25 protein-coding genes and 1 pseudogene are annotated in these 26,580 nt (G+C 66.4%); 19 read left to right on the top strand and 7 right to left on the bottom strand.

Annotated elements, in window-relative coordinates; genetic code table 11:
• The first annotated feature begins 93 nt into the window (after nucleotides 1-93).
• Genes ACYCO6_RS04260 through ACYCO6_RS04245 form a run of 4 tightly spaced genes read left to right on the top strand, consistent with a single transcriptional unit; the run spans nucleotide 94 to nucleotide 1,901 of the window.
• Nucleotides 94-294 (top strand): hypothetical protein, encoded by a 201-nt coding sequence (locus ACYCO6_RS04260; protein ID WP_459769604.1) that lies wholly within the window; start codon nucleotides 94-96, stop codon nucleotides 292-294.
• The gene (gene chrA, locus ACYCO6_RS04255) at nucleotides 291-1,535 is read left to right on the top strand and encodes a chromate efflux transporter (protein ID WP_459769602.1); all 1,245 of its coding nucleotides are present in this window, start codon (nucleotides 291-293) and stop codon (nucleotides 1,533-1,535) included. Before ACYCO6_RS04260 ends, chrA begins: the two co-directional genes overlap by 4 nt.
• Before the next feature lie 15 nt (nucleotides 1,536-1,550).
• On the top strand, nucleotides 1,551-1,679 hold the full coding sequence (locus tag ACYCO6_RS04250; RefSeq protein ID WP_459769600.1) for a hypothetical protein: 129 nt from the start codon (nucleotides 1,551-1,553) through the stop codon (nucleotides 1,677-1,679).
• 33 nt (nucleotides 1,680-1,712) lie between these two features.
• Nucleotides 1,713-1,901 carry a rhodanese-like domain-containing protein gene (locus tag ACYCO6_RS04245; RefSeq protein ID WP_459769597.1) on the top strand — a complete coding sequence of 63 codons (189 nt, stop codon included), beginning with the start codon at nucleotides 1,713-1,715 and terminating at the stop codon, nucleotides 1,899-1,901.
• Here ACYCO6_RS04245 and ACYCO6_RS04240 read toward each other — a convergent pair.
• Both ACYCO6_RS04240 and ACYCO6_RS04235 read right to left on the bottom strand, forming a co-directional pair.
• The gene (locus tag ACYCO6_RS04240; protein WP_459769595.1) at nucleotides 1,895-2,230 is read right to left on the bottom strand and encodes a PadR family transcriptional regulator; all 336 of its coding nucleotides are present in this window, start codon (nucleotides 2,228-2,230) and stop codon (nucleotides 1,895-1,897) included. The genes ACYCO6_RS04245 and ACYCO6_RS04240 overlap by 7 nt on opposite strands.
• 551 nt (nucleotides 2,231-2,781) lie before the next feature.
• A pseudogene (locus tag ACYCO6_RS04235) lies at nucleotides 2,782-3,518 on the bottom strand (PAS domain-containing protein); the annotation flags it as partial.
• A gap of 401 nt (nucleotides 3,519-3,919) precedes the next feature.
• Here ACYCO6_RS04235 and ACYCO6_RS04230 point away from each other — a divergent pair.
• On the top strand, nucleotides 3,920-6,373 hold the full coding sequence (locus ACYCO6_RS04230; protein ID WP_459769593.1) for a PAS domain-containing protein: 2,454 nt from the start codon (nucleotides 3,920-3,922) through the stop codon (nucleotides 6,371-6,373).
• Between the two features lie 53 nt (nucleotides 6,374-6,426).
• Entirely contained in the window at nucleotides 6,427-6,660 is a 234-nt protein-coding gene (locus ACYCO6_RS04225) for a hypothetical protein (protein WP_459769590.1), read from the top strand.
• Between the two features lie 12 nt (nucleotides 6,661-6,672).
• On the opposite strand, the gene ACYCO6_RS04220 is transcribed toward ACYCO6_RS04225, so the two are convergent.
• Entirely contained in the window at nucleotides 6,673-6,987 is a 315-nt protein-coding gene (locus tag ACYCO6_RS04220) for a DUF3862 domain-containing protein (RefSeq protein WP_459769589.1), read from the bottom strand.
• 7 nt (nucleotides 6,988-6,994) lie between these two features.
• Nucleotides 6,995-8,212, bottom strand: coding sequence for an efflux RND transporter periplasmic adaptor subunit (locus ACYCO6_RS04215; protein WP_459769586.1), 1,218 nt, complete (start codon nucleotides 8,210-8,212; stop codon nucleotides 6,995-6,997).
• 112 nt (nucleotides 8,213-8,324) lie between these two features.
• Here ACYCO6_RS04215 and ACYCO6_RS04210 point away from each other — a divergent pair, with 112 nt between their 5' ends.
• Nucleotides 8,325-11,489 carry an efflux RND transporter permease subunit gene (locus ACYCO6_RS04210; protein WP_459769584.1) on the top strand — a complete coding sequence of 1,055 codons (3,165 nt, stop codon included), beginning with the start codon at nucleotides 8,325-8,327 and terminating at the stop codon, nucleotides 11,487-11,489.
• A 1,055-nt stretch (nucleotides 11,490-12,544) separates the two neighbouring features.
• Here the strand turns inward: ACYCO6_RS04210 and ACYCO6_RS04205 are convergent.
• Nucleotides 12,545-12,913, bottom strand: coding sequence for a hypothetical protein (locus ACYCO6_RS04205; protein ID WP_459769582.1), 369 nt, complete (start codon nucleotides 12,911-12,913; stop codon nucleotides 12,545-12,547).
• Between the two features lie 153 nt (nucleotides 12,914-13,066).
• Between ACYCO6_RS04205 and ACYCO6_RS04200 the strand changes: the two genes are divergently transcribed.
• The gene (locus tag ACYCO6_RS04200; RefSeq protein WP_459769580.1) at nucleotides 13,067-13,282 is read left to right on the top strand and encodes a hypothetical protein; all 216 of its coding nucleotides are present in this window, start codon (nucleotides 13,067-13,069) and stop codon (nucleotides 13,280-13,282) included.
• A gap of 131 nt (nucleotides 13,283-13,413) precedes the next feature.
• Nucleotides 13,414-14,474 (top strand): IS630 family transposase gene (locus tag ACYCO6_RS04195; RefSeq protein WP_459769578.1). Its coding sequence is split into 2 segments (ribosomal slippage): nucleotides 13,414-13,915 and nucleotides 13,915-14,474, totalling 1,062 coding nucleotides; the frame shifts between segments, so codons are not numbered across the junction.
• A 592-nt stretch (nucleotides 14,475-15,066) separates the two neighbouring features.
• Here the strand turns inward: ACYCO6_RS04195 and ACYCO6_RS04190 are convergent.
• Entirely contained in the window at nucleotides 15,067-15,375 is a 309-nt protein-coding gene (locus tag ACYCO6_RS04190; protein WP_459773427.1) for an Hpt domain-containing protein, read from the bottom strand.
• A gap of 1,058 nt (nucleotides 15,376-16,433) precedes the next feature.
• Here ACYCO6_RS04190 and ACYCO6_RS04185 point away from each other — a divergent pair.
• Nucleotides 16,434-16,742 carry a hypothetical protein gene (locus tag ACYCO6_RS04185; protein WP_459769576.1) on the top strand — a complete coding sequence of 103 codons (309 nt, stop codon included), beginning with the start codon at nucleotides 16,434-16,436 and terminating at the stop codon, nucleotides 16,740-16,742.
• A 576-nt stretch (nucleotides 16,743-17,318) separates the two neighbouring features.
• Here ACYCO6_RS04185 and ACYCO6_RS04180 read toward each other — a convergent pair.
• Nucleotides 17,319-17,774, bottom strand: a complete 456-nt coding sequence (locus ACYCO6_RS04180) for a Ros/MucR family transcriptional regulator (RefSeq protein WP_459769574.1) — start codon at nucleotides 17,772-17,774, stop codon at nucleotides 17,319-17,321.
• A gap of 504 nt (nucleotides 17,775-18,278) precedes the next feature.
• On the opposite strand from ACYCO6_RS04180, the gene ACYCO6_RS04175 reads away from it, so the two are divergent.
• The 9 genes from ACYCO6_RS04175 (at nucleotide 18,279) to ACYCO6_RS04135 (ending at nucleotide 26,358) form a co-directional block, all read left to right on the top strand.
• Nucleotides 18,279-18,530, top strand: coding sequence for a hypothetical protein (locus ACYCO6_RS04175; RefSeq protein WP_459769572.1), 252 nt, complete (start codon nucleotides 18,279-18,281; stop codon nucleotides 18,528-18,530).
• Nucleotides 18,531-19,549: 1,019 nt separating this feature from the next.
• A complete protein-coding gene (locus tag ACYCO6_RS04170; RefSeq protein WP_459769569.1) occupies nucleotides 19,550-19,918 on the top strand; it encodes a response regulator in 369 nt (122 codons plus the stop codon).
• Between the two features lie 11 nt (nucleotides 19,919-19,929).
• Entirely contained in the window at nucleotides 19,930-21,000 is a 1,071-nt protein-coding gene (locus ACYCO6_RS04165) for a histone deacetylase family protein (protein ID WP_459769566.1), read from the top strand.
• 237 nt (nucleotides 21,001-21,237) lie between these two features.
• Nucleotides 21,238-21,912, top strand: a complete 675-nt coding sequence (locus ACYCO6_RS04160; protein ID WP_459773425.1) for a c-type cytochrome — start codon at nucleotides 21,238-21,240, stop codon at nucleotides 21,910-21,912.
• Nucleotides 21,913-21,923: 11 nt separating this feature from the next.
• On the top strand, nucleotides 21,924-23,180 hold the full coding sequence (locus ACYCO6_RS04155; protein ID WP_459769563.1) for a c-type cytochrome: 1,257 nt from the start codon (nucleotides 21,924-21,926) through the stop codon (nucleotides 23,178-23,180).
• A 4-nt stretch (nucleotides 23,181-23,184) separates the two neighbouring features.
• A complete protein-coding gene (locus ACYCO6_RS04150) occupies nucleotides 23,185-23,361 on the top strand; it encodes a hypothetical protein (protein WP_459769561.1) in 177 nt (58 codons plus the stop codon).
• Nucleotides 23,362-23,373: 12 nt separating this feature from the next.
• Nucleotides 23,374-23,937 carry a cupredoxin domain-containing protein gene (locus ACYCO6_RS04145; RefSeq protein ID WP_459769559.1) on the top strand — a complete coding sequence of 188 codons (564 nt, stop codon included), beginning with the start codon at nucleotides 23,374-23,376 and terminating at the stop codon, nucleotides 23,935-23,937.
• Nucleotides 23,927-25,549: a b(o/a)3-type cytochrome-c oxidase subunit 1 gene (locus ACYCO6_RS04140; protein ID WP_459769556.1), complete on the top strand. Its 1,623-nt coding sequence runs from the start codon at nucleotides 23,927-23,929 to the stop codon at nucleotides 25,547-25,549. The genes ACYCO6_RS04145 and ACYCO6_RS04140 overlap by 11 nt, the downstream gene beginning before the upstream one ends.
• Nucleotides 25,546-26,358, top strand: a complete 813-nt coding sequence (locus ACYCO6_RS04135) for a c-type cytochrome (RefSeq protein WP_459769553.1) — start codon at nucleotides 25,546-25,548, stop codon at nucleotides 26,356-26,358. Before ACYCO6_RS04140 ends, ACYCO6_RS04135 begins: the two co-directional genes overlap by 4 nt.
• Nucleotides 26,359-26,580: the final 222 nt, after the last annotated feature.

Genomic DNA, 26,580 nt, shown 5'->3' with positions numbered 1-26,580 from the left:
GGCGCTCCGATCCAGACCGGTGCGATCGTGTGCCGAAGCAGAGCTCCGCGGCGGCCCTGCGCCGAAAGGCCATCCTCTCAAGGATGTGACCGGATGAGTTTGTGGCGCGCCCTGCTGCGGACCAACGAGACCGAATGGGTCATCCTGGTGCGCCTGCCGGTGGGCCTCGTGGTGTTCTTTCCGGAAGGGCTGCAGAAGCTGCTCTTCCCCGAGGTGTCGGGAGCCGAACGCTGGTCTCCCGATGCCTTCCTGGCCGGCTCCCGTCCGACACGCCCAGATCGAGGTCGCCCATGACTTACGCGCCGTCGACCACCGAGCCAGGGCGGGCCGACACGGCTTCCACAGGCTCGTCCGGCTCCGTCGGCGAGGTGTTCCTCGCCTTCCTCAAGCTCGGATTAACCTCGTTCGGCGGCCCGATCGCGCATCTCGGCTATTTCCGCGATGAGTTGATCACGCGTCGCCGATGGCTGGACGAACGCGGCTATGCCGATCTGGTGGCGCTGTGCCAGTTCCTGCCTGGGCCGGCGTCTAGTCAGGTCGGCTTCTCACTCGGCGTACTGCGGGGCGGCGGTCTTCTCGGCGGGCTCGCCGCCTGGACCGCCTTCACGCTCCCATCGGCCCTGCTGCTGGTGGCCTTCGCCTACGGCGCCAGCACCCTTTCGGGCCCGGTGGCCGAGGGTGTGATCCACGGCCTGAAACTTGTGGCCGTCGCTGTGGTGGCTCAGGCGGTCTGGGGCATGGCCCGCTCTTTGGCACCGGACCGGCCGCGCGCCGGCATCGCGGTGGCGGCGCTGTTCCTCACCGTGTTCGTCGCAGGGTCAGTCGGGCAGCTCGGTTCCATCGTCCTCGGCGCCCTCGCCGGTCTCGTGCTCTGCCGGACGCCGCCGCAGGAGCAAGACGGGCAGCTTGTCTTCCCGGTCTCCCGGCGGGCCGGCGCGGCGGCCCTAGTCGCCTTCGCCCTGCTCCTCATCATCCCTCGACTGCTGGCCGCTGGCCTGCAATCCCAGGCCCTCGCGCTGTTTGATGCCTTCTACCGCTCCGGGGCCTTGGTCTTCGGAGGCGGTCACGTGGTGCTGCCGCTGCTGCAGGCGGAGGTGGTCGCCCCGGGCTGGGTCAATTCCGGCACCTTCCTAGCCGGCTATGGTGCCGCCCAGGCCGTCCCCGGACCGCTGTTCACGTTCGCGGCCTATCTCGGGGCCGTCGCTGGACCGGCACCCCATGGGTTGGCCGGGTCGGCCATCGCGCTGGTCGCGATCTTCCTGCCGGGGGTGCTGCTGGTCTACGGGATGCTGCCTTACTGGGACGCCTTCCGGACTCGTCCGCTTGCCCAGGCGGCCATGCGCGGAACCAACGCGGCCGTAGTCGGCATCCTCGGTTCCGCGCTCTACAATCCCGTCTGGGCCAGCGCGGTCGGCAACCCGCGCGATTTCGCGGTGGCCGTGCTGGCCTTCGTGCTCCTCACGGTTGGCCGGGTGCCGCCGTGGATCGTCGTGGCACTCACGGCCGTGGGCGGTGTCGTCCTGGCCCTGCTCTGACCGGACCCAACCGCCATGCGCCGGTCAGCCCTGCTCGATCCGGCCTCTCTCGACCCGTCCTGGCTGGTGCTCGATGCCCGCGGCGCGGGGGATTACGAACAAGGTCACTGGCCCAGGGCGGTGCGCGTGCCGGTCTCGGGCTGAGAGGCGGCCGCCAGGCAGGCGGACACGGATCTGGTGCAGGACCAGCACTGGCGCACGCTGATCGGCAATCCTGGGGCCGATGGTCGGCAGCCGGTGGCGGTCTACGACGACGGGCGTATGACCGAGGCCGCCCGCGCCTGGTTCATCCTGCAGCATTCCGGCGTCTCCGCCGTGGTGCTCGACGGGGGCTGCCCCATCGTGAGAGACGGCGACGATCACTGATCGGGAGGGCTGCCTCGGTCGGGCTCCTCGCGCGGCAGAACCTCGTGGAACAATTCGCGCATCCGCTCACGCGCCACAGCCAGGGCGTCGCAGCCCAACGGCGTCGCGCGATAGATCCTCCGCTGACTGCGGCCGGCCCGCTCTGTCCGTGAGGTCAGGTACCCGCGGCGTTCCATGGCGTGCAGCATCGGGTAGAGCGTCCCGGCGCTGAGCTTATAGCCGTGCCGGCCCAACTCCGCGATCATCCACTGGCCGTACAGGTCGCCATCGGCCGCGTGATGGAGGATGTGGAGCCTGACGAAGCCGGACAGAAGGTCTTGGTGTTCCATACGTCTTTGTTTTGGTGCATATCCGGGCGCCGCAAAAGCGAAAACCGCGCGCGGAACGGATCGAGGCTGAGGCCCCCGAACGACGCAGAAGTCTCGACCAGCAGCCACAGCGAAGGTCTTGCCTCTCATCGGCTCCGGTGGTCGAGAGGTTGAAGCTCAAAGGTCTGCGTGACGCCGGTTACTCCCTATTTGCATTTTCGTCTTGGTTGCCCGGAAGCAAGCCGGCGGCTTTTGGTCCACCTCGACCCTTGCTCCGGGCGGGCGTGAATGTCTCAGACGCACGGCAAGCTGCGGACAGTCGGAACCGCGAGCCTTGAGCGTGCCCTCGGTCACCGAACTCCCGGTCGAAATGGCCGGCCTCGAAGCCGCGCATGAGGCCACGGCTTGGCCCTGCGCCGCATGCATCGAGGCGAGCGGTGCCTCAAGGCGGCAGATCAGGCCGCTTGTCGCAAAGATGAGCTCGACCTCACCGCCGACCTCCGCGGCGAAGCTGCGCTCGATCAGCCGTGAGCCAAACCCCCGCCCCCGTGGCGGCGCCCCGATCGTGGTCCCGTTCTGGCTGCCGCGAGCCAAGCGGCCCGCGTCCGGTCCCGGTGCTCGAACTGGATGACGCTCATCCAATTCCGCGCGCCGGTCTCGCCGGGGGCAGGCCGGTATAGTCGGCCCAGTAAGCGTTGCAGCAGGTGATGTTCCCCTCCGCGTCGGCGAACCAGACGATTTGGGGCTGACCTCCACGAGGGAGCGGTAGCGCAACTCGCTGGCCTCAAGTGCAGCATCGGCCTCGCGCCGCTCGGTGCGGTCGCGCAGGATCTTGGGGAAGCCCACGAGCGCGCCATCCTCGGACTTCAGCGGCATCATCTCGCCGCTGGCCCAGAATTGGCTGCCGTCCTTGCACAGGTGCCAGCGCTCGTCAGGGGCACGCCCACCGTCACGGGTCAGCAAGGCACCGGCGTAGAAGCGTAGGCCAGGCTCTCCCGCGACAAAGGGGGTTCCCCGCGAAGCGCGGATCGTGGGTCGCGTCCCGCACGTAAAGGACATCATGCTGCAGGATCACTTGCCGCCAGAACGAGGTGTCGAGTGGCGTCTACCGGACACCGAGGTCGACCTCGGCTTTGAGGAATTGCCGCTCGTCTCCGTTCAGGTTGACCACAGCAATCGGCGCCTCGCACAGCTCGGCGGCGGCCTTCGCGATGTCGTCGAAGTCCTGCTTACGCGGCGTGTCGAGCAAGCGATACCAGTCGTGGAGGCGCAGGTGCGCGGCTTCATCCTCGCTTGTGCAGGGGAAGATCCATCGAGAAACAGGCTTGAGCGATCCGGATGGTGCTCTGAAATGAGGTGGCGGGCGGCGAAAAAGGCCAGCCCCGATGTTTGCCTCAACGGCGCCGGCTCCCTGCGCTCTGGGGATTCGGCTCGAAATCAAGCTTCGTCGGTTCACGTCGCCGCACGCGGGACGCAATCGGTCCGCAAGGCCCTAGCTGCCGTGGAGGAACATCCGGTCCCGCGACGGTTCATCGTACGATCGCGTCGGCACGACAGGTGATACGGCAGGCATGCCCGGCAGGACCTTACTTCGCTCGAATCACCCGCAGCATGCGAGGCGTGCCGATGTCGCCTTCGCACCCTCAATGGGATCGGCAGGCGCGGCCTGGGTCGGACCTTGCCTGGACGGGCTGTCGAGCCGCGACTGTCGTGGCTGACACATTCCAGTTTCTACCGCCTGGGGGGCGGACCGGCGAGGAGATCCGCGCCCACGACTGGTCGGCCACCCTCGGCCCGGCCGATACCTGGCCGCCGGCGCTGCGTAGCGCGCTGTCCCTGATGCTGTCCTGCCCGACCGCGATGTTCCTCGCCTGGGGCCCGGACCTGCTCTGCTTCTTCAACGATGCCTACCGGCCCGTCCTCGGCTATCGCCTCGACACCGCGCTGGGCCGTCCGTTCCGAGAGGTCTGGGCCAGTATCTGGGACGAGATCGCGCCGTTGGTGGAAGCCACCCTCTCCGGCGAGAGCCAGACGCTCACCGACGTCGTGCTCGACCTCTCGCGGGACGGGAGCCCTGAGCAGGGATGGTGGTCCTTCACCTATTCGCCCGTGCTGGACGACGCCGGCGCGGTCAACGGCCTGTTCTGTGTCACCGCGGAGACCACAGCGCGCGTCCTCGGCGAAGCACGCCTGCGGGAGAGCGAAGATCACTTCCGCAATACGGTCGAGCTCAACCCGCAGGTACCCTGGACCTGCGATCCGCAAGGCAACATCACCTCCTACTCGAATCGTTGGCTCGAACTGACTGGGCAGGCACCCGGCGAGCCGGACGGCACCGGCTGGGCCAAAGCCTTGCATCCGGACGACCTGCCCTGGACCATGACGGTGTTCACACGTTGCCTTGCCTCGGGCGAGCCGGTGGATGTGGACTACCGCATCCGCGTCGCGCGCACCGGCGCGTACCGCTGGATGCGCGCGCGCGCCTACCCGCGGCGCAACGCGGGCGGCGGTATCGTCCGCTGGTACGGCGTGGTCGAGGACATCCACGATCGCAAGCTCGCTGAGGAGCAACTGCGCGAGATGAACACGACGCTGGAGCGGCGCGTCGAGGAGGCGCTCGCCCAGCGCAAGCTCTGGGCGGACGTATTTGAGACCACTGACGCGCTCGTCGGCGCGCTGGACGCCGAATACTGCTTCCTCGCCGTGAATCGCGCTTACGCGGCCGAGTTCGAGATCATCTACGGCATGCGTCCCGAGGCGGGCGACAACCTCCTCGAGCTGCTATCGGCCCATCCGGAGCAGCGAGCCGCCGCGCAGGCCGTTTGGTCGCGCGCGCTCGCCGGAGAAGAGTTCACCGTCGTCGAGGAGTTTGGCGAACCTGGGCGCAGGCGGCCTTACTACGAACTGAAGTTCACGGCGCTGCGGGATGCGCGAGGCCGGCGGATCGGCGCCTTCCAATACGCCCAGGACGTCACCGAGCGCCTGCGAAACCAGGAGCAACTCGCACGGGCCGAGGAAGCGTTGCGCCACGCCCAGCGGATGGAGGCGGTCGGTCAGCTCACCGGTGGCGTGGCGCACGACTTCAACAACCTGCTCACCATCATCCGCTCGTCCGTTGAATTTCTGCGCCGGCCGAACCTCGCCGAGGAACGGCGTACCCGCTACCTGGAGGCGGTCTCCGACACGGTCGACCGCGCCGCCAAGTTGACGAGCCAGCTCCTCGCCTTCGCCCGCCGCCAGCCGCTCGCGCCGGAGGTGCTCGACGTCGGCGCGCGCCTGCGCGGCGTGGCCGATATGCTCAACGCCGTGACGGGGGCGCGCATCCGGGTCGTCACGGAGATTCGGGACACGCGCTGCCACGTGCGGGCCGACCCGAGTCAATTCGAGACGGCCCTGGTCAACCTGGCGGTGAACGCGCGCGACGCCATGAATGGCGAGGGTACGTTGACGCTCCGGCTCGCATGCGGCGCGGCCCTGCCGCCGATTCGCGGGCACGCGGGCGCGCCAGGCCCATTCGCGGCCGTCTCGGTCATGGACGAGGGCCCGGGCGTCGCGCCGGAACTCCTCGGACGCATCTTCGAGCCCTTCTTCACCACCAAGGAAGTCGGCAAGGGCACCGGGCTTGGCCTCTCGCAGGTCATTGGCTTCACGAAGCAGTCGGGCGGCGACGTGGACGTCGTGAGCGAAAGCGGCCGTGGGGCCACCTTCACGCTCTATCTGCCCGAGGTTCCTGCGCCCATTCTGGCAGAGGATGACGATGCCGGACGGGACGAGGCGCCGGCGGAGGAGCGCGCGCTCTGCGTCCTGGTGGTGGAAGACAACCCCGATGTCGGGCGCTTCTGCACGCAACTCTTGGAGGATCTCGGCCACTCCACCGTCTGGGCCCACAATGCGGAAGCGGCGCTGTCCGAGATGGAGAAGGTCCCCTTCCGGTTCGACGCCGTGTTCTCGGACGTGGTGATGCCGGGGATGGGCGGCGTCGAGTTCGCCCGCAGATTGCGGGTGAGCCATCCGGAGCTCCCGGTTATCCTGACGACCGGCTACAGCGACGCGCTGGCCCGCGACAACGCGCACGGGTTCGAGTTGGTGCGCAAACCCTATTCGGCCGAGCAGGTCGCGCGCGCTCTTCGCGAGGTCCTGGCCAGGCGGCGGTCGTCGGGGTAACCCGGCGTTCAAGCCGGGCGATCGAGCGTGGAGAGGCGGCGAGCGGCGTCCTCGTGCTGCTGCACCGGCACGCCCGCGCAGGGCGAGGCTGCCCGTCCTTCCCTACGCGTGTGGTCGAGGGAACGGCCATCAACCTGGGTCGCGATGAACGGCTCAACGAACGGGCGCACCTGCGCCAGTCGGTGAGCGCGGCGGATCTCGGCGCGGCTGTGCGGCAGACCGGTATCGGCAGACGCGATGACGGAGCCGCCGTGACCCTGGGGCCGAGCGGCAACATCACCGTTTGAAGGCCGGGTCGCTCACTTCACGCGCAGACCGAGTTGGGCCTTGTCGGTAAGCCGGTCGTTGCGGAACGTCAGTGTGATGTTGGCACCATAGGTGCCACGCCCGGGCCAGGAATACGTCGCGCGCCGGATTCGGCCGATCGTCAGATGTGAAACCGGCCGGCCGTCGCAGCCAAGAAGGGACCGCACCCGCCGGTACCTCATTCCCCGCTTGAGGGCGTCGTACTGCGCACGGTCAACACGGCAGCCTGTCTTCGACGTGGCCGGTGCGGACAAGACGGTCGGCGTGGAGATGAGCACCAGCACGAGGGCGATCGGGAAGGGCCGCATCGCACGGTCACCCCGGCTCGCCCACCTTGCGCCCGCCCGCATCCGCCGCCGGCGGCTTCGCCGGACCGTCGGCATCCGCAGACCGGATCTCCACCTTGAGATCCTGGCGCATATCCTGAAGATGGTCCGTCACTACCCGCTCGCCGGGTTTGAGCCCGGCCAGGATCGCGGTGTCCTCACCGAAGGTGTCACCCGTCGTCACCGGCTTCTGGCGCACGACGCCCTGCTCGTCGACGACGTAGACGATCTGCTGGGCGAGCTTCGCCGAGAGGGCGATCGTCGGGACGAGGAGTTTCTCCTCGGTGCCGGTTTTCACCCGGGCGCGAACGAACTGTCCGGGGAGGAACCGCTCATCGGAGTTCGGCAGCAGGGCGCGCACGAGACGCCGGGCGGTCCGGGGATCGAAGCGGTTGTCGAGCTGGTAGATCTTCGCTTCGCGGACGGGCTTCCCGGCCTCATCCAGCACCTCGACGGTCACAGGACCGTTCTGCATCGCCTCGCGCACGGCCTCGGAATCCTCTGAGGAGAGCGCCATCTGCACGTCGATTGGGTCGAGCTGGACTACCGACACGAGCTGCGTCTGGTTCTCGATGACGAGGTCGCCGGGATTGATGATCGACAGACTGGCCCGTCCGTCGAAGGGCGCGTTCACCACCGCATAGTCGAGATTGAGGTTCTGCCGCGCGATCGCGGCCTCGGCACTCTGGACCTGGGCGGCGGCGCCCGCCTCGTTCGACTGAAGCTGCTGAAGACGCTGCTCGGAGGCGTAGCCCTTGTCGGCCAGGGTGTCGGTGCGGCTGACCTCAGCTTGCGCGAACTGAAGCTGCGCCTTGGCCTGCGCCTCCTGAGCCTTGGCCTGCGCCAAGGCGACCTGAAAGGGCCGCGGATCGATGCGGAACAGCACCTGCCCCTTCCTCACGTGGCCGCCCGGCTCGAAGGGCCGCTCGGTCACGCTGCCGGTCACCCGCGCCCGCAGGGCGGCGTCTTGCTGGGCGATGATCGTGCCCGTGTAGGTGAAGCTGATCGGTACCGGCCGCCGCCGGACCGACGCGGTGGTCACGGCAATCGGCGGCTCGGCGGTAGTGGCTTCGGCTTCGGTCTCCGTCCACGGCAGCGAGGCCATGATGGCGGACGGCTCCGGCCGCCCCGCCACGAACCAACCGCCCGCTCCTAGAATCAGAACCGCACCGGCTGCGATCAGCCCGTATCTCACCCCCGCCCGCACGCCGACTGCCCCCCTGTTGCGGCGCCACCGCCCCGAACCGGACAGGGAACACGCAAAACGCGATCGCGTTGCATGCCGGGTCCTCGCGGCCACACCTGCTCGGCGAGGTTCCATGTTCGCCCGATTTGTCGACCGTCCCATCCTCGCCGGCGTGATTTCGGTGCTGATCACCCTCATCGGTGCCGTGGCGGGCCTGACCCTGCCGATCGCGCAGTTCCCGGAGATCGCGCCCCCGATCATCAACATCCAGGCGACCTACCCCGGCGCGAGCGCACAACAGGCCTACGACGCGGTCACGACTCCCCTGGAGCAGGAGATCAACGGCGCGCAGCACCTGCTCTACATCACCTCGACCAGCAATACCGACGGCAGCGTCAATCTCGACGCCACCTTTGAGATCGGCTCGGACCTCGACGCAGCCGCCGCCGAGGTGCTGACCCGTGCCAACCGCGCCGAGGCGAAGCTGCCGGCCTCCGTGCGCGCCCAGGGGCTGGAGATTCAGAAAAGCACCCGACAGCAGCTCGGAAACATCGTGCTCTATGCCGAACCGGGCTCGCCCTACGACGAGCTGTTCCTGGCCAACTGGGCCGAGACGCAGGTGATCAAACCCCTGCGCCGGGTCGACGGGATGGGTCGGATCCAGAATTTTTCCCAGAAGCGCTATGCCATGCGCCTGTGGCTGGATCCGGTGAAGATGGAGGCGCTGGCGATCAGCCCCGACGCGGTCACTCGCGCAGTGAGCCAGCAGAACGAGCAGATCACCACCGGGTCGCTCGGCAAGCCACCGACGGACGGCAGCCCGACGGCGTTCGAGTTGCAGATCGTGACGCAGGGTCGGCTGAGCCAGCCGCAGGAATTCGCCAACATCCTGCTGCGGGCCAATCCGGACGGCTCGGTGGTGCGGGTCCGCGACGTCGCGCGGGTCGAGCTCGGCTCCGAGCAGTACGGTGTGCGCTCCAGTTTCGATGGGCAGCCCTCGGCCACCCTCGGCCTCTATCAGACGCCCGGTGCCAACGCCGTCCACGTCATGGACGGCGTGAAGAGCACCATGGAAGAGCTCGCCAGGCGCTTTCCTCCAGGGCTCAAGTACAGGATCGCCCTCGATCGCACCGAGTTCGTCCGTGAGGCGATCCGCGAGGTCGTACACACGCTCTTCGAGGCGCTGATCCTCGTCGTGGTCGTCACCTACATTTTCCTGCAGAACTGGCGGGCGACGCTGATCCCCTCGATCGCCGTGCCGGTGGCGCTGGTCGGGACCTTCGGCCCGATGGCGCTGCTCGGCTTTTCCTTCAACACGCTCAGCCTGCTCGGCATGGTGCTGGCGGTCGGTCTCGTGGTGGACGACGCGATCATCGTCGTGGAGAACACCGAACGGCTGATGGATGAGGGGATGGAGCCGCGCCCCGCCGCCCAGGAGGCGGTGAACGAGGTCGCCGGCCCGGTGATCGCCACCACCTTGGTGCTCGCCGCCCTGTTCGTCCCGGTGGCCTTCATTCCCGGTCTGACCGGCCAGCTCTATAACCAGTTTGCCCTGACCATCGCGATCTCCGTGATGATCTCCGCCTTGGTCTCTCTGACCCTGACCCCGGCGCTGTGCGGACTGATCCTGAAGCACCGGCCAGAGGGGGCCGAGGCGCGGCAGAGCCGGTGGAAGGCGCCCCTGCGCTGGTTCAACCGCGTCCTGGAGCGGGCGGCCAACGTGCTTACCGCGATGATCGGCCGGCTGAGCCGTCACCTCGTCCTCGTCGGCCTCGCCTTCGCGGCCTTCGCCGCCCTGACCGTCTTCATGGTGATGCAGCGCCCAACCGGGTTCGTCCCGAATGAAGATCAGGGTTATTTCTTCGCGGACGTCGCCCTGCCCAAGGGCGCCTCGGTGGCGCGCACCGATCGGATGGTGGAACGTCTCGGCAGGACCCTGCGGGAGATGCCGGAGGTCGATCACACGATCGGCGTCGTCGGGCGCAGCATCCTCGCCGACGCGGTCGCGCCGTTCTACGGGTTTGAGGTCCCGGTCCTGAAACCCTGGGGTGAGCGGGCGGCCTCGGCCGACGACGTCATCGCGCGGGTGCAGAACAAGTTCCGGCACGATCCGGACGGGCAGGTTCGGGTCGTCAATCCGTCGCCGCTGCCAGGTCTCGGCACCCGCAGCGGCCTTACCCTGGAGATCCAGGACCGCAGCGGGACCGGGGGCATCAAGCTCGCTCAGGCGGCGCAGCGCTTCATCGAGGAGCTCACAAAGAGCCCCAACGTTGCCCAGGCTCTCCCGACCACGAGCTACGGCGTGCCGCAGATCCGTCTGGAGATCGACCGGGCCAAGGCCGAGCAGCTCGGGGTGCCGCTCCAGAACCTTTTCGACGCGCTGGGGACCTATGTCGGGTCAAGCTTCGTCAACCTCTTCAATCGCTTCGGCTTCGTCTACCAAGTCTACGTGCAAAGCGAGGCGGCGGGCCGGCGCACAATCCAGGATCTGGAAGCCCTGCCGGTACTGAACGGACGCGGAGAGCCGGTGCGCATCGGCTCCCTGGTGCGGGCGGAGTTTACCACCGGTCCCACCGCCGTCCTGTCCTACAATACCTACCCCGCCATCGAGGTCGCGATCGAGGTGGCGTCGAGCGCAAGCTCCGGCACGGTGCTCAAGGAGGTCGAATCGCTCGCCAAGAGCCGGCTGCCCACCGACTATGCCGTGGAATGGACCGACGTGGCCTATCAGGAGAAGGTTGCGGGCGGCTACGCCATGCTGATCTTCGGTCTGGGTGTCCTGATGATCTTCCTGCTGCTCGCCGGGCAGTACGAGTCGCTGCGGCTTCCTTTCGTGATCCTGCTCGCGACGCCGATCGCGATCTTCGGCGCGGTCGGGTTCCTGGCCGTGCGCGGACTGGAACTCGACATCTTCGGCCAGATCGGGCTCCTGCTCCTGGTCGGCTTGGCCGCCAAGAATTCGATCCTGCTCGTCGCCTTCGCGGAAGATTTGCGCCGCCAGGGCGAGGACGTCCTGAAGGCGGCCCAGGACGCGGCACGCCTGCGCATGCGCCCAATCCTCATGACCTCCTTCGCCTTTATCACCGGCTCGATCCCGCTCGCCATCGCCAGTGGCGCGGGGGCCCATGCCCGTGTCTCGATGGGAACCGTTGTGATCGGCGGCCTGGTCGTGGCGACCTTCGTCACCCTGTTCATCACGCCGACCTTCTATGTCGCCTTCGAGCGGCTGCTCGGGCGCCGCGACGCGGCTGCGGCCACGCAGTCCGAGGTCGGCGGCGCGGCTCAGCCGGCCGAATAGCACCTTGTGGTCTGTCGGAGGCCGTCGTGTCACCTGACTCTGGCCCCCAGGAGTCTCCGCGTTCTGAAACCAGGGTCCGTTCGGCGGCAAGGGGTTGTCGAACACGCGCCGGCTGAAGGCGACTGACGAGGAGAACGCAAGTTCAGGAAGCTCTCGGCGGAGGCGATGCTCGACGTCGCCATGCCACGTGAGGCTTTGGGGAGAAATCCTTGATGCCCGGCGAACGGCGGCCGGCCGGGTCAAAGGAGAAGGGCTACGCGCCGTGTCGCGCCTGTGCAGCCTAGCTGATGCGTGCCGCCGGCGAGTGATGCCTCCGCTCCTGGCAATGCAAACTGCAAACGCGGGCGTAATGAAGTCCGTCCTCGAATAGCTCGAGCGGGCGCTGAGGCAGATTGATCTCACCTTCGTCCGAACCCAATCGCTCACCCGTAAGGGCTGCCGAGCAGGTCGCCCAGTGCTGAGAGATTATCTTAATGGGTTATTAACCACGTTCGTTAACATCCCGCGAGGGCTTAAATTTCGACGGACCGACATGCTGGATACGATTTTCTCGCTCGCGGTAATCGTCGCAAGCCTTTGCGGTGTTTTCATCATTTGCCTTGGTCTTTATGATGAATGGGCCAGCGAGACTCTATGCTCCAAAATCGAAGCTGACGAAACACTGCCTGCGTAGCTAAGATCAGACCAGCGAATTAGTAAAGTCCCAGTGCACTCGGTCGGTATGGCGGGGGCAGTGCCGCGCACACGGTGAAGGAAGCGCAGCAGTGTGCTCTGAAGCCGCACCCGGGCACCAGAAATCGCCTGTTCGCGTTCTCGGCGATTTCGATGGCGCATCTGGTGAGGAGATGAGCGAGGGGTACGATCAGATCCTCGACGCGGCTACCACGCTTCGGGTCTGCGGCCACACCGTCGATCCGGATGATGCGTCTAAGCGCTGGCTGATCGACGGCGGCCTTTGGCTCACAGACGCGGAGTTGCTGGCAACGGCAGTGCGCGTCGGCTTGATGGAAGGCCCTAGACGGCCTCGTTAGCCATGGCGAACGGCAGGGAGCGCTTCAGCCGTCCCTGGCCGCGAGCTCCCAGACCGGAATGCCCCACTGCTGACCGGGCGGGTTCCGGTAGGCTGAGGCTCGATCAAACGGCACCCGGGTCGGCTCGCCCCCCGATGCTGGCGCAGCGGCAGCCATCGGCACGCCGCAGCAGTCGCCCCGAACCGTGCCGTGGACCGGATGCACGCCGAACAGCTGCGGCGCGGCCCGGCCCTGCCGGTACGCCTCGGCGCCAAACCGGTCGATGAAGGTGAGCGCGTTCTCGCGCATCGCCACCCACTTGATCGGCGGCCGATACCGGCAGGGCGAGGTGTGCGGGGACAGACGCTCGACTTGGTCACGCCAGGAAGTGACGGCGCGTGGGAGATCGGACATGCGGGCCGCGGTACGGCCGAACGGTTGCTGAAATGGGGAAAAACCGTCGGGCGGCATCGCGGCGCTGACCGGCCCCGTGTTCTTACGGTGGATTAGAGCGGCCGGCCCCACGCCGCTTTAAGGTCGGCGGCGCTTCAGGAGCGGAGTCGAGCCATGCGCACGTTCCTCGTCACCTTTCACAAGGTCGTTCCAGATGGTCGCGGCCACGACCGGCGCATCCTGCAGCGGCAGACCCTCGTTTCCGCCTGCTCCGGGGAGGCCGCTACTGAAGCCGCCAAAGCGCTGTTCTGCGAGGCCGCTGGCATCGTCGACTGGCGGCTACGAGCCGATACATGCGAGGTCGTCGGGCTGGCCGATCTGGCCGCCTGAGAGCGTAAAGAAGCCCTCCGCGGCGGATCGGGTGGTCTGATACCAACGGCGGCCGGGCGTGACTCCTTTTTGAATGACGGACTGGGTTTGGCGTGACTCTGTGCGTCCTGCTGAGTGGCGGGAGCGGTACGATGACACTTGCGATCACACGCCTGGATCTGACGGCCGAGGATCTTCGGCGTGCGGCGCGGTCGAGCCGGAGTGTTGCCCAAGCCCGTCGCTGTCTTGCGATTGCGTCCGTCCTGGATGGCCAATCGCGTACGGCGGCAGCGGAGAGCGCCGGGATGCAGAGACAAACCCTGCGGGACTGGGTGCACCGCTACAATGTGGACGGCGTTGCAGGGCTGATGGATCGGCCGCGTCCAGCACGTCCCGGCCTGCTGAGTGCGGCGCAACGGGCGGAGTTCGACCGGATCGTCGAGGCGGGTCCAGACGTGGCGGCGGACGGGGTGGTGCGCTGGCGCCGCCGCGATCTCAAGCGGGTGGTAGAGGCTCGCTTCGGCGTGGTCATGGCCGAGCGCACGATCGGGGATCTGCTGCACGCCCGCGGCTTCCGCCACGTTTCGGTGCGGCCGCGTCACCCGAACTGTGACGCGGCGGCCCAGGCGGATATTAAAAAACCTTCGCCGCGCGGGTCGCGCAGGTGATCCCCGAGGAAGCCCGCGGCCAGCCGCTTGAGATCTGGTTCCAGGACGAGGCCCGGATCGGCCAGAAGGGCACGCTGGCCTACGTCTGGGCGCGCCGAGGCACGCGCCCGCGCGCCGTGCAGGACACGCGCTACGCCTCGGCCTACCTGTTCGGTGCCGTCTGTCCGCAGCGCGGCGTCGGCGCGGGCCTGGTGATGCCGCGCGCCGACACCGAAGGTCTCAACGCGCACTTGGCCGAACTCGCTCGAACCGTGGCGCCGGGGGCCCACGCCGTTCTCGTCCTGGACGGTGCTGGCTGGCACAAGAGCACTGATCTCGTCGTTCCCAGCAACATCTCGCTCCTGATGCTGCCGCCATACGCACCTGAACTCAATCCGGTCGAAAACATCTGGCAATACTTACGCCGCAACAAACTCGCCCATCGCCTCTACGACAGCTACGAGGCCATTGTCGAAGCGTGCTGCGACGCCTGGAACTGGCTCATTGCCGCGCCAGACACCATCACCGCCATCGCAAACCGGACATGGGCAAACGTGTCAGCATAACCCGCCGCTGGTATGAGATCTACCGGGGCTCGCAGCCGATGCAGATCCCCTGCAGGATGGCGGCGTCTCTTCGGTTCTGATCCGCGAGCTTGCCCCCAAAGTGTCGTCGGACGCGGTGATGGTGCCTATGGGAAGCCGGACTGAGCCTATGGGCAGAAGGCCTGTGGGCGGCTTGGACGCCTGACGCGTTGGGCAACCCGAAGGTGAGCAGGGCAACGGTGAGCATCACGGTGCGCACTGGGGTCATAGGGGCCTTTCCGTTTCGGGCGACCCTAGGAATTCACGAACGCGCCGGACGGTGCCCGCGGCGTATTGGCCGATGCGGCTCGCCGTGCGCATGAGACTGGCCGAGGGGGCGCTCCGGGCGCGCCTCATCCGGGATGGGCGGCCGTTTCGGCGAGACCCTATCGGGCGGCGGTACGCACGCCCGCCACAATGATCGTCATCAGCTTTCCGCTGATCGGGTCAAAACCGCTTACGGTCGCGGTATCAACTCGTGCGGCGGGCTCTTGTAAGTAGAACGCAGCCAATGTCGTTCCAAGGAGGCTAAGCGCCCAGTAAATAAAGGTAATGTCAGCTGTGGGTTAAACGGCTAGTTTGCTATGAGCATCCAATCGATTTCGTCCAGGGTATCGCGCCGAGCCTGATCAAGGCGCGTTCGCAGAGCCCCAACCTGACAACCCGTCCGGCACGCCTCCTCGATCTCGCGACAGACACGAGCCAACTCTCCGAAACCGAAAAGTCCGGCAGACGAGGTCATCGCGTGCGCGTCGAAGGCAAGGTCCTCCGGCGCCTCCGATCGGAAGCGCTGCCCAAGATCTCGGGCGAAGTCGGACAGGAGGCCGAACGTTCGTTCCGTGCCGATTAGGGCGCGGACCTCGTTGAAGACGGAGTAGTTCACGAGCTCGCGGGTAGACGCCACCGGTTAACGGTTCGTTAACTCACCTAGTTGCCGATCGTGTCTCTCAGCGCGCATCCGCTCCGGCACGAAACGGTCGCCCGGATCAAGCACGCCCACCGCGACTAACATCTCCCTACTGCAATCAGTGCGAGAACAAAGTAAGTGGCTCAGAGCAGGGCTTCTGTGGTGAAGCAGGAGTGGTGACGGCTCAGCCGCTCCTTGTAGCCGCCAACCACGGGCAGGCGGGAACCAGCACTCTGCTCAAGGGGGCGGTCGGGGCGCTTTGGACGCCCCAGCTTCGCCCTCAGTAACCTTCGTAGCAGGGCCGGCGAGCGTGATGGCCGTAAGGCCATGGTACGCTGGATAGGGATAGTAGTAGCGCAGTAGCGCGGCGCAGCAGAGGCCGCGACGGCGCCGCCGATAACCTGAGGGCGGCACCCGCCGCCAGAGCGCCACCGATGCCAGGATGACGACGGTAAACGTAGTAGCGGCCGGAGTATCCGCGTTAGCTGGGACGCGCCTCGGCAGCTGGCGCGACAGGCACCGAGCCGACGAAGGCGGCCGCGAGTGTCGACAGGATGGTCTTCTTCATGAGGCCTCCTGGCGCCCGCGTTGTGAGTGCGCAGGCTGGCCGATGATCGACCGAGTATTCGATCGAACAATGGCCAAGCTTGGAAGGCGCAGGCTCACTGGCTGTTGAAATACCCGTGAGGCTGCACGCACCCTTCCCGGTAGCAGACATAGGTGCCGGCGCTGGTGAGCATCCAACACGGCCGCTTCGGCGGATTGTTGAGAGCGGCTTCCCTGTCAAGGAACCACTTGGCCACAAAGGCCCTCGTGCCGTCTTTAATCGGCACGGCCTAACCGTCAGCCGAGATCGCTGCCGAGCCGACGGCGATGAGCAACGCAGAAGCGGCGGCGCGGCGCATCCCGACAGGATAACCGCCGGGATCATGGTGTCGAGTTACGAGCGGCCTGTTCTGGCCTCAGTAAAACTTCGGCTCCGCGGCAGGACGGGTTGCTCGGCCCCGCGCTGGCTCCCGCCACTGGTGAACCGGATGGACAGCCTCCGAGCGATGGGACGGGGGCGTGAAGCGAAGGCTACGGTGTTGATCAAGGTGCCGGCCGTGCCGGCGGTGACGCCAGTGATGCCGGTGGTGATGATGCCGGTGCCAGTGATGATGCCGATGACGATGGTGCCAGTGGCGATGGTGCCGATGATGCCAGCGCCGATGGTGGCGGTGATGCCGCCTATGATAGCGCACCTCGACGATACCGGCGTCAAGCTGCCCGGTCAGTCCAACGGCCGTGCCGAAGTTGGCAGCCGCCGCGGGCTCCGGGCTCCGCACGAACAGCCCGAGGCATAATGCCAGCCCGACCATGACTCGCTTGAGCACATCAACCTCCCAGGCCATTGGGTCTTCACCCCATGAACCCAGAACACCCGGCCAGGATCTTCGTTTCCCTGCGCCTTCGAGCAGCTCGGTGCAGGGTAAACCTGATCGGGCAGAGCGGTTTGCTGGGTCGAGGTCAGCCCACCCGATCCTTGCCACGCACGTCCGTCGGCAGGACCGGCTTGATCGCTACCCTACCCCGCATCTGCCAGGTCAACCCACGCCATCCAGAACCCTCCGTTTCCAGAAGGCCAACGATGCCGCCGCTCACCTGTGCCAAACCGTAACGGTGCGCGACCTCGGTCGTGCTTAACGCAGATGAACCCTCCCGCGTGGCCCGATGGCGATCAGCTCGCGCGGGGATGGGAACCGAACGATCTGCGTCGCTATCCCGCACCTTCGTTATACTGGCTGCCCGGCCATTCCGCGGCCGTGATGCTGCGGCGCAGTATCGGGAACGTCGCGTGGGTCGAAACGCAAAACCCCGCCGACCATGAGGCGGCGGGGTCATGTCAGCACGAGATCCGAGCATCGGGTGCGGAGATTCGATCAGGCGGCGTCGAGGCCGTCCGAAGCGTTAGCAGCCAGAGCGCCTGGGCGGCCGAGGCCGATCGCCTTGGCGAGGGCGGAGCGCTGTGCTGCGTAGCTCGGGGCGACCATCGGGTAGTCGGCTGGCAGGCCGTAGCGCTCGCGGTAGCTGCGCGGGTCGAGCCCGTTGCTGGTCAGGTGGCGCTTGAGGGTCTTGTAGCTCTTGCCGTCGATGAAGCTCACAATCCCGTCGGGCCGGACCGATTTGCGGATCTCAGCGGGCGTCGGCCTGTCGATCTCGGGAGCGGATTCGCCCGGGACGCTACCTGAGGCCAGCCCAGAGATCGCGCTGTGAACGCTTTGGATCAGGCTCGGAAGCTCGGAGGCCGGTATGGAGTTGTTCGAGACATAGGCAGCGACGATCTCGCCGGCCTGCTTGATCACGTTCGGGCTCAGCCCGATGCTTTCTTCTGACACTTTATATGTTCCTGATGCGCACCCTCATGCATAATTGAAGTATGATTTCCGTGCGCTTTCCGCAAGTTACATTCTCGTGCGCGAGGCTCGTCGACGCAATTCCGTTCTCCGACTATGCTCCTAATCCGAAACCTACCTCATATCTGCGGCCGAAAGCTGCTAGGCATTGATTCCATCCTGCCATGCGGCAGCCGAATATGAGGGCAGCAGGAGCAGCAAGATGAAACACCTCGCCGATCCATTGGCGACAGCAGGATTGTTGAAGACCTTGAGAAGGGTGTCTGGCACCACGTGCGACCAAAGCTACCGATCGCCTGGTCGCACGTTCGCGCTCAGACCGCGATATCGGACGCCGGTCGTTTGTTGGGTCGATCGTTGAGAGGTGGTGCCGAAGCCGGCGCCCAGAGTTTGCTCATCGCCATCCCGGCAGCACGACGATGTCGGATCCGGGGTGTTCTCTCCATGGTTGCTCGCATGCGGGAGAGGGCGAGATGGAGAGTGGTCATGCCCTATGTCCGAGCCAGCGACCTCGCGCGCGAGGCAGAGGCGATGTTACGGGCCGATCTGCAGACCTGCACGGCCAGTACCCTTGAGGGCTTGAGGGTCACGGCAGTCGCGGCACTGGAGAGCGTCTACCCAGTAACACAGGTGGTCACCGCACGTCGGGCAGACCCCGACAGCGATTGCGTGTCGATCCGCATCGAGGGCCCGGACTTTCTGGGTGAGATCTCGGTGTCGGCGCCCGGGTGTCACTGACTCATGAACGCCCACCAGCGGGACGAGAAGGCGGGAGCGCGCCATCCGTCCATCGCGAGCGTGCCTATGCCTGCTCGGCACCTAGCGACCCAAAGCTCGGCCATAATGTGTTCGGCTGCTGTGGCGTGGTGGCTGCCCACAAACGCACACAGGCCCCCGATCACCTGAGCGACCGGGGGCTCCGTGACCGCACGATGCAACGCGGCGGCCGCAGCCTTCTTCGGATTGCGAGCCTTGGTCGGCTTCGCAGTCTTCCCGACCGTGGGCCTTGAGCGCCTCGGTCACGGCTTCCGCGACCTGTGCAGTCTGCGCAGCCGCCTTGCCACGCTGCTTGCCGAACCCATTGCTCCGGGCGAACTCGGCGCGCATCGCCGAATAGCTGGTGGCCGTGGATGGGTAGTCCCGCGCCAGCTTGTAGCGGGCGCGGACGTCGCACAGCTGCGATCCTCGGGAAAACTCCTGCAGGAGCGGGCGCGGATCAAGCGCCAGACCCTCATAGATCGCCGCTTGCGCCAGCACGCGCAGGCTGCCTAACCGAGCAGCCCAGGTCGACCAGAGCCTCCGTTCCTGAGCGTCCCAACCCATCTCAAATCATCTGACGACGGACGCCTCACCCGTCCGCCCCAGCATTGGCAAAGCGGATGCCAATCAGGCGGCAGGGCGTCCCGAGCAGGACGGCGAGCACAGGCGCGCCCGGCGGGCACTGGTCGCTCAGGCCTTAAGCGCACTACCAAGCATCGCGCCAGCCAGCGCGCCGCACAGGAACACGGCAGTCCAGTTGAGGCACATCAAGTCGAGGCTTCAAGATCCGGCCTAAGCGGAGGAGATCAGGCATCAGGTGCTGTCATGGCAAAGCAAACAAGGCCGGTACTGGCCGCCGACGACCATGAAGCCGTCCGCCATTCTTTGCAGTTCGCGTTTGAGCTCGAAGGCCTCAATATACGTCCCTACCAGCGCCGGGCGACCTCATCAGCGACGCGGCGCTGCCCCAGACGGGATGCCTCGTCGTGGATAACTGGATGCCCGACATGAGCGGATTTCAGCTCGTCGGCCGGCCGCGGAAACGCAACATCGGCCTGCCGGCCATCCTGATCACCGGGCGCCGCTCGGACGATCTGCACCACCGCGCCGAGGCGGCCGGCTTTCGCTGCGTCGTCGCGAAGCCGTTCGAGGAAAGCTCACTTCTGGAGAGCATCCAAGGCGCGCTGACCGCCGGTGCCCGCGTGAGGCTCGGAGGCCTCCGTAAATTCAATCAAGAACACATTCCGGAGCCCCGAGCGACCATCGGTGAACTGTGGATATGGACCCACGATGCACCCCCCGCCCGCTCCCCTGCACACCGCTCTCGCCCCGAGGGACAGCGCATCCGGACCGGCGCGAACCGATAGGGAGGCTACGGATGACAACCCTGCACCTCACGCACGTGGCCGCACTCGCCCACTTGGGGCCGCCCTGGCATCCCGAGCGCGCCGACCGCATCAGAGCCGTCGAGCGCTGCCTGGAACAGGAACGCTTCGCCGGCCTCGTGCGCGAGCAAGCACACGTCGCCTCCGAGATCGCGCTGGGTCGCGCGCACGAGGAGGCTTACGTGAAGGCCACGATAGAGGGCCTGAGGAACGGAACCCTGGCGCTGGAGGACGAGGATACTCACGTCGCGGCCGGCACGTTCGAGGCCGTGTTGCGCAGCGCCGGTGCCGCGGTGCAGGCCGTCGACGAGGTGATGACGGGAGCGGTCCGCAACGCTTTCTCGGCCATGCGGCCACCCGGACACCATGCCGGCCGGGCGCGAGCTGCAGGCTTCTGCTTCTTCAACAACATCGCCGTCGCGGCTCGCCATGCTCAAGCGGTGCACGGCGCGGAGCGCGTCGCGATACTGGATTGGGACGCCCACCACGGAGATGGAACTCAGGAGATATTCTGGAGCGATCCGAGCGTGCTCTTCTGCTCGACCCATCAGTGGCCGTTCTATCCCGGCACCGGCGCGGCCTCCGAGCGTGGCGAGTACGATACGGTCGTGAACATGCCGCTCCCCGCCGGCGCCGACGGGGCCATATTCCGCGAGGCTCTCCGCACGACGGCACTCCCCCGCATCGCGGATTTCCGGCCCGATCTCATCTTGATCTCGGCCGGCTTCGACGCACATTGGCGCGACCCGATGAGCAACCTCGCGCTCACGGAATCGGATTTCCGGTGGGCGACGGAGCGTGTCGTGGATCTCGCTGATCGGGAGTGCGGCGGGCGTATCGTCTCGCTGCTGGAGGGCGGCTACGACCTGATCGGGCTGGCACGCTCGGTGGAAGCACACGTCACGGCCCTGCTCGAATCGGTCAACTGCCGCATACAAGGCGCGGCCGGCCGCGCTCCGGAGTTCCTTGCTGCGGCCTGCACGCCTCAAATTCCTAGTGCCGGACCCATTCTCGCTTCAGACGAAGCTTCAGCGCCTCCGGCTTTCGTGCCTGAAACGACCTAACGCACATGACAAGCGCTGGCCGAGTGCAAGAACCGGCAGCTCATCCCTCAGCCTACCCGCTCCCATAGTGCACAAATTAGTTGTGCAATAGAATATAATATCAAATCTAATCGGTTTCGAAGCGCAAACTGAAGTCCCAACTTCGGGAACCAGGCTTTCTTCCGCTACGTTTCAGAGCTGAGCAAAAAGAGCCGGAGAGCGGTCTTGCACCTGATCCGTGGCGTTGCTGTTGCGTCCGTGCTCGCGGCCTCGGTTCTTGAGCCGGCGCACGGTGAATCTCCGGCATCTCCCCCGGATACGATGGCCGAGCGCGTGCTGGCCTGTGCTCCCTGCCACGGTGCGCAAGGCGAGGGAACGCGCGACCCTTATTTTCCGCGTCTCGCAGGCAAGCCCGCAGGCTACCTCTTCAATCAGCTCGTGGCATTCCGGAACGGCCGTCGGCACTACCCGCCCATGAACTACCTTCTGGCGTACCTGCCAGAGGCCTACCTCCAGGATATGGCCGAGTACTTGGCCAGCTTGAACCCACCCCTCCCGCCTCCGGCCGTACCAGCCGTCGGGGAAGAGGTGCTGGCAACAGGAAGGAAGCTGGTCACCCAGGGTGACGCCGCGCGTAACATCCCGGCCTGCACCAGCTGTCACGGTCCCAATCTGACCGGTATGGAGCCGGGTATTCCCGGTCTCCTCGGGCTCAAGCCAAGCTACATCAGCGCGCAGCTCGGCGCTTGGCGATACGGCACGCGGACCGCCCTGTCGCCGGATTGCATGCAGGTCGTCGCGGGACACCTCACCGAGGCGGATGTCGCGGCCGTCACCGCATGGCTCTCCTCGCGACCCGCGCCGGAGGAGCGCCGGTCCGTTCCGAAGGGGACCTACGCGCTTCCCTTCGCGTGCGGGAGTCAGCCCCAGTGAGGAGGAACGCCGTGGCCAGCCTCGTCCGCAGGGCTCTCCCGGCCCTGCTCGCCTCGTTCCTGGGCACCGCCGCCGAAGCCCAAACGGCACCGGCCGCCCGTCCCGACGCCGGCGTGCTTGCACAGGGCGAGTATCTGGCGCGGGCCGGCGATTGCATCGCCTGTCACACTGCGCCCGAAGGCAAGCCCTTCGCCGGCGGCAGGTCCATGGCGACCCCCTTCGGTACGCTCTTCACCTCCAACATCACACCCGATCCGGAGACGGGCATCGGCAAGTGGACGGCCGATCAGTTCTACCAGATGATGCATACGGGCCGCTCGCCCGACGGCGGGCTGCTCTACCCGGCTATGCCCTTTGGCTCGTACACGAAGGTGACCCGGGCCGACAGCGACGCGATCTACGCCTACCTGATGTCGGTCGCACCGGTGAAGCAGCCGAACCGACCGCACGACCTCAGGTTTCCATACAACAATCGCCAGCTCATCCTGGGCTGGCGCACGCTGTTCTTCCGCGAAGGCGAGTTCAAGCCCGACCCGAAGCAGTCGGCGGAGTGGAACAGGGGCGCCTACTTGGTCGAGGGTCTGGGGCATTGCGGGATGTGCCACACGCCGATCAATGCGCTGGGTGGCAATTCGGAGTCCCAGGCCTTCCAGGGCGGGCTCATCCCGATGCAGAACTGGTACGCGCCCTCGCTCACCTCCAACCGCGAGGCCGGGGTCGGCGACTGGAGCATCGAGGAGATCTCCGACCTGCTGCGCACCGGCGTCTCGCGGCGCGGTGCCGTCTACGGGCCGATGGCGGAGGTCACCTACAACAGTCTCCAGTACCTCACGCCCGAGGATACCCGGGCCATGGCGGTCTACCTCAAGAGCCTCGGCCAGGAGGTGCCACCGCCAGTCACGTCGACCGTGCCAACCGCTGAGAGCAGCCTGCTGCTCTCGCTCGGCAAGACCGTCTACGACGCCCATTGTGCGAGCTGCCACGGTGCGCAGGGACAGGGCAAGCCACCGGCATACCCGCCGCTGGCCGACAACCAATCCATCCAGATGTCGTCGGCCGTGAACGCGATCCGCATGGTGCTGAACGGCGGCTATCCTCCAGGCACACAGGGCAATCCGCGCCCCTTCGGCATGCCGCCCTTCGCCCAGTCGCTCTCGGACAACGAGGTCGCGGCCGTGGTCACCTACATCCGGACCACCTGGGGCAACCGCGGCGCGGCCGTCACCGCCCAGGAGGCCAATCAGCTCCGCTCCGCCCCCCTGGACTGAGGCCATGCTGAATTCGCCCCCGCCGCAGCACCGCGATGAGGAGACCGAGCACCACGAGGTGGCCGCCGCCGTGCGGGCCGGCCCATCGGGCGCCGTGACGCTTGCGGCCATCGCCACGGCCATCGTGGTGGCGTGCTGGTTCGCCTTCTACCTGTTCGTCTTCCTGCCGCGCGGGAGCTGACCCGGAGCGCCCATGGCAACTTACGACCACGTCGACGAAGGCGCTCGCGTTGCCGAGCGGGTCGAGCGCCGATGGGCAATCTTGTCCATCGCCATCATCGTCCTTCTGGCGGGGCTGGCGGCCTTCGCCGGCATCCATCAGGCGACGATGCCCCAGGCCCGCGTCGAGACGATCAAGCCCCAGACCCTCCACCTGGACGGCGAGTTCGTCGAGAGCAACCTGGGCAGCGCGGTCGAGCCGGACGGCTCGGTGACGGTGCGGGCCGTCGGTCAGCAATACAGCTTCACGCCCCAATGCATGGTGGTGCCCACCGACACGCCTGTGGTGTTCCGCGCAACGAGCCCGGACGTCGTGCACGGCTTCCTGATCCAGAACACCAACGTCAACACCATGCTGGTGCCTGGCTACGTCTCGGAGATTCCGGCCAAGTTCAGCAAGCCGGGCGAGTACCTGATGCCGTGCCAGGAGTTCTGCGGCGTGGGGCACGAGGGCATGTGGGCCAAGGTCAAGGTGGTCGACAAGCCCGCGTTCCTGAACATGACCTCGGCCAAAGGGAGGGTCACCTGTGTTGAGTAACAGGAGGCTCGTCCTCGCACACTTCTGGCTAGCCTTCGCGCTCTTCGGTCTCGCCCTGCTGCTCGGGGCCTGGCAGATGTTCATCCGCAGCCCGCTGCATACCTGGATCAGCAACCCCGAGTGGTACTACCGCTCGTTGACGGCACACGGCACCGTCATGGGCTACGTGTTTCCGACGCTGGTGGCCATGGGATTCGGCTACGCCATCAGCGAAGTCTCGCTGAAGCAGCGCCTCGTCGGACTGCGCTGGGCCTGGGCGGGGTACTGGCTGGTGGTGGTCGGTGCGGTCACCGCGATGATCCCGGTCTCGCTCGGCCGGGCCTCCGTGCTCTACACCTTCTACCCGCCCCTGATCGGCAGCCCCTTCTACTACCTCGGCGTGGTGCTCGTGGTTGTTGGCTCCTGGATCTGGGTTGCCCTGATGTCGGTGAACCTTCACACGTGGAAGAGGGCGAACCCTGACACGCCGGTGCCGCTGCCGATGTTCGCCAACGTGGCCGGCTCCTACCTGTGGGGCTGGACGGCGGTGGGTGCCGCGCTCGAACTGCTCCTGCAGATCCTGCCGGTCGCCTTTGGCCTGAAATCGACCATCGACGCGGGATTGGCGCGGGTTTTCTTCTCTTGGACGCTGCACGCCATCGTCTACTTCTGGCTGATGCCGACCTACATCGCCTACTACACCATCGTGCCGCGGGCGATCGGCGGCCGGATCTACAGCGACACCATGGCCAGGATCTCGTTCATCCTGTTCCTGGTGGTGGCGATGCCCATCGGCATGCATCATACCTTCACCGACCCGCAAGTCGGTGCGGGCTTCAAGTTCATCCACTCGGCCTTCACGGCGCTCGTAGCCTTGCCGACCCTGCTGACGGTCTTCACCATCTGCGCCTCGGTGGAGATTGCCGCCCGGCTGCGCGGCGGTCGTGGGCCGTTCGGCTGGATCAGGGTCCTGCCGTGGTCGAACCCGATCATGCTCGCGGTGGCGTTCTCGTTCGTGATGCTCGGCTTCGGCGGTGCCGGCGGCCTCATCAACATGAGCTACCAGCTGGATACGTCGATCCACAACACGCAGTGGATCACCGGTCACTTCCACCTCATCTTCGGTGGCGCGATCGTCATCATGTACTTCGCAATCGCCTACGACCTGTGGCCACACCTCACCGGCCGCGCGCTCACAGACCTGCGCCTGATGCGCACGCAGCTCTGGCTGTGGTTTATCGGCATGATCGTGACCACGTTCCCCTGGCACTGGGTGGGGATCCTCGGCATGCCCCGTCGCATGGCCTACTTCGATTACAGTGATCCAGCCGTCGCCACGCAGGCCTTTTCGGTGACACTCTCGGCCATCGGCGGCTTCATCCTGGTCGCGTCGGGCGCCCTGTTCATCCTCGTGCTGATCCGAGGTCAGCGCGCGCCGCGCGAGGAGGCCGGGGTTTACCGGTTCGCCGTCGCCCTCCACCCGCCGCTGTCCGTGCCCGCGCTCAACAGCTACGCCTTGTGGCTCGCGCTCATGGTCGGCCTCACGGTCACCAACTACGGCTACCCCATCGCGCAACTCGCGTTGCGCAAGGATACGTCGGTACCGGCTGTATACGTGGGGGCAAACCCATGAGCGACGATGGCCTCCTCTCCCCGAGGAATCCTTGGTTCACCGGTCCGGTCGCCATCACCGTTGCCCTGCTTGCCGGGACAGCGCTCGGTGGCTTCGTGCTGCTCCCTTATGCCCAGCCGGACCTCAAGCTCGCCGGCGTCTGGGACGCGATCTGCAGCGCTGCGGGCGTGCCGCAGGCGCCCTCGTCGACGTCTCCGGTTCAGCCAGACGCCAAGCTCACGAAGGTGGTGGTCACCTCGGCGCTGCCGAGTGCTGCGGACCCGGAGGCGGTCGGACGCGGCGCGACACTCGCCCAGCAATGCGCGATCTGCCATGGGCCGACCGGGGTGAGCCGGGCCGACTCGCCCAACCTCGCCGGCCAGTACGCGTCCGTGGTCTACAAGCAGTTGGCCGACTTCAAAGCGGGCGTACGGGTCAACGCGACGATGACGCCGTTCGCGGTGAACTTGTCCAATCAGGACATGGCTGATCTCGCAGCGTACTACGCGTACCTGCCCCGGCTGCCCGGGTACCACCCAGACAGCGATAAGCCTGCCCCGCGTATCGTCATCAACGGCGCACCGTTGCGGAATATCGCGCCGTGCGGCTCCTGCCACGGCGTTCTCGACAATAAGACGGGGAGTCCGTGGCTGGAGGGGCAGCCTGCAGCCTACGTGAAGTCTCAGCTTCAGGCGTTTGCCTCAGGTGCGCGTCGCAACGACATCAGCCAGCAGATGCGCAACATCGCCCGAAAGATGACCCCGGAGGAGATCGACCAAGCGGCGGAGTGGTACGCATCTCAGCCATCGACGACTATCCACACTCAATGATGTTCGCGGGTTAGCACGTTTGACTGCGATGAACGCGGACCCATTCTGAGCTGCACCTCTTCTGCCCGGTTCGCCCGCCGCTTCTTGCGCAGCCGCGCATCTCCACGGGCGACCGTGCGCCGACCTCATCCAACGCTTCGCGGGGGACTCGCTCAAGCCGGACGCGAACGCCCGTTATTGTCACGGTTCAGACGCCGCGGCAGATCAACGGTGCAAGGGGAT

Source organism: Methylobacterium sp. CM6257 (assembly GCF_054611515.1).
The sequence above is the reverse complement of the archived record's forward strand: the minus strand, read 5'-3'. Positions and strand labels throughout refer to the sequence as shown.

Bases quoted from the DNA above. Each gene is read 5' to 3' on its own strand.
- ACYCO6_RS04260 (WP_459769604.1), top strand. From the start codon at position 94: ATGAGTTTGTGGCGCGCCCTGCTGCGGACCAACGAGACCGAATGGGTC.
- chrA (WP_459769602.1), top strand. From the start codon at position 291: ATGACTTACGCGCCGTCGACCACCGAGCCAGGGCGGGCCGACACGGCT.
- ACYCO6_RS04250 (WP_459769600.1), top strand. From the start codon at position 1,551: ATGCGCCGGTCAGCCCTGCTCGATCCGGCCTCTCTCGACCCGTCCTGG.
- ACYCO6_RS04240 (WP_459769595.1), bottom strand. From the start codon at position 2,230: ATGGAACACCAAGACCTTCTGTCCGGCTTCGTCAGGCTCCACATCCTC.
- ACYCO6_RS04220 (WP_459769589.1), bottom strand. From the start codon at position 6,987: ATGCGGCCCTTCCCGATCGCCCTCGTGCTGGTGCTCATCTCCACGCCG.
- ACYCO6_RS04210 (WP_459769584.1), top strand. From the start codon at position 8,325: ATGTTCGCCCGATTTGTCGACCGTCCCATCCTCGCCGGCGTGATTTCG.
- ACYCO6_RS04205 (WP_459769582.1), bottom strand. From the start codon at position 12,913: ATGTCCGATCTCCCACGCGCCGTCACTTCCTGGCGTGACCAAGTCGAG.
- ACYCO6_RS04200 (WP_459769580.1), top strand. From the start codon at position 13,067: ATGCGCACGTTCCTCGTCACCTTTCACAAGGTCGTTCCAGATGGTCGC.
- ACYCO6_RS04185 (WP_459769576.1), top strand. From the start codon at position 16,434: ATGGACAGCCTCCGAGCGATGGGACGGGGGCGTGAAGCGAAGGCTACG.
- ACYCO6_RS04175 (WP_459769572.1), top strand. From the start codon at position 18,279: ATGCCCTATGTCCGAGCCAGCGACCTCGCGCGCGAGGCAGAGGCGATG.
- ACYCO6_RS04170 (WP_459769569.1), top strand. From the start codon at position 19,550: ATGCCCGACATGAGCGGATTTCAGCTCGTCGGCCGGCCGCGGAAACGC.
- ACYCO6_RS04165 (WP_459769566.1), top strand. From the start codon at position 19,930: ATGACAACCCTGCACCTCACGCACGTGGCCGCACTCGCCCACTTGGGG.
- ACYCO6_RS04150 (WP_459769561.1), top strand. From the start codon at position 23,185: ATGCTGAATTCGCCCCCGCCGCAGCACCGCGATGAGGAGACCGAGCAC.
- ACYCO6_RS04145 (WP_459769559.1), top strand. From the start codon at position 23,374: ATGGCAACTTACGACCACGTCGACGAAGGCGCTCGCGTTGCCGAGCGG.
- ACYCO6_RS04135 (WP_459769553.1), top strand. From the start codon at position 25,546: ATGAGCGACGATGGCCTCCTCTCCCCGAGGAATCCTTGGTTCACCGGT.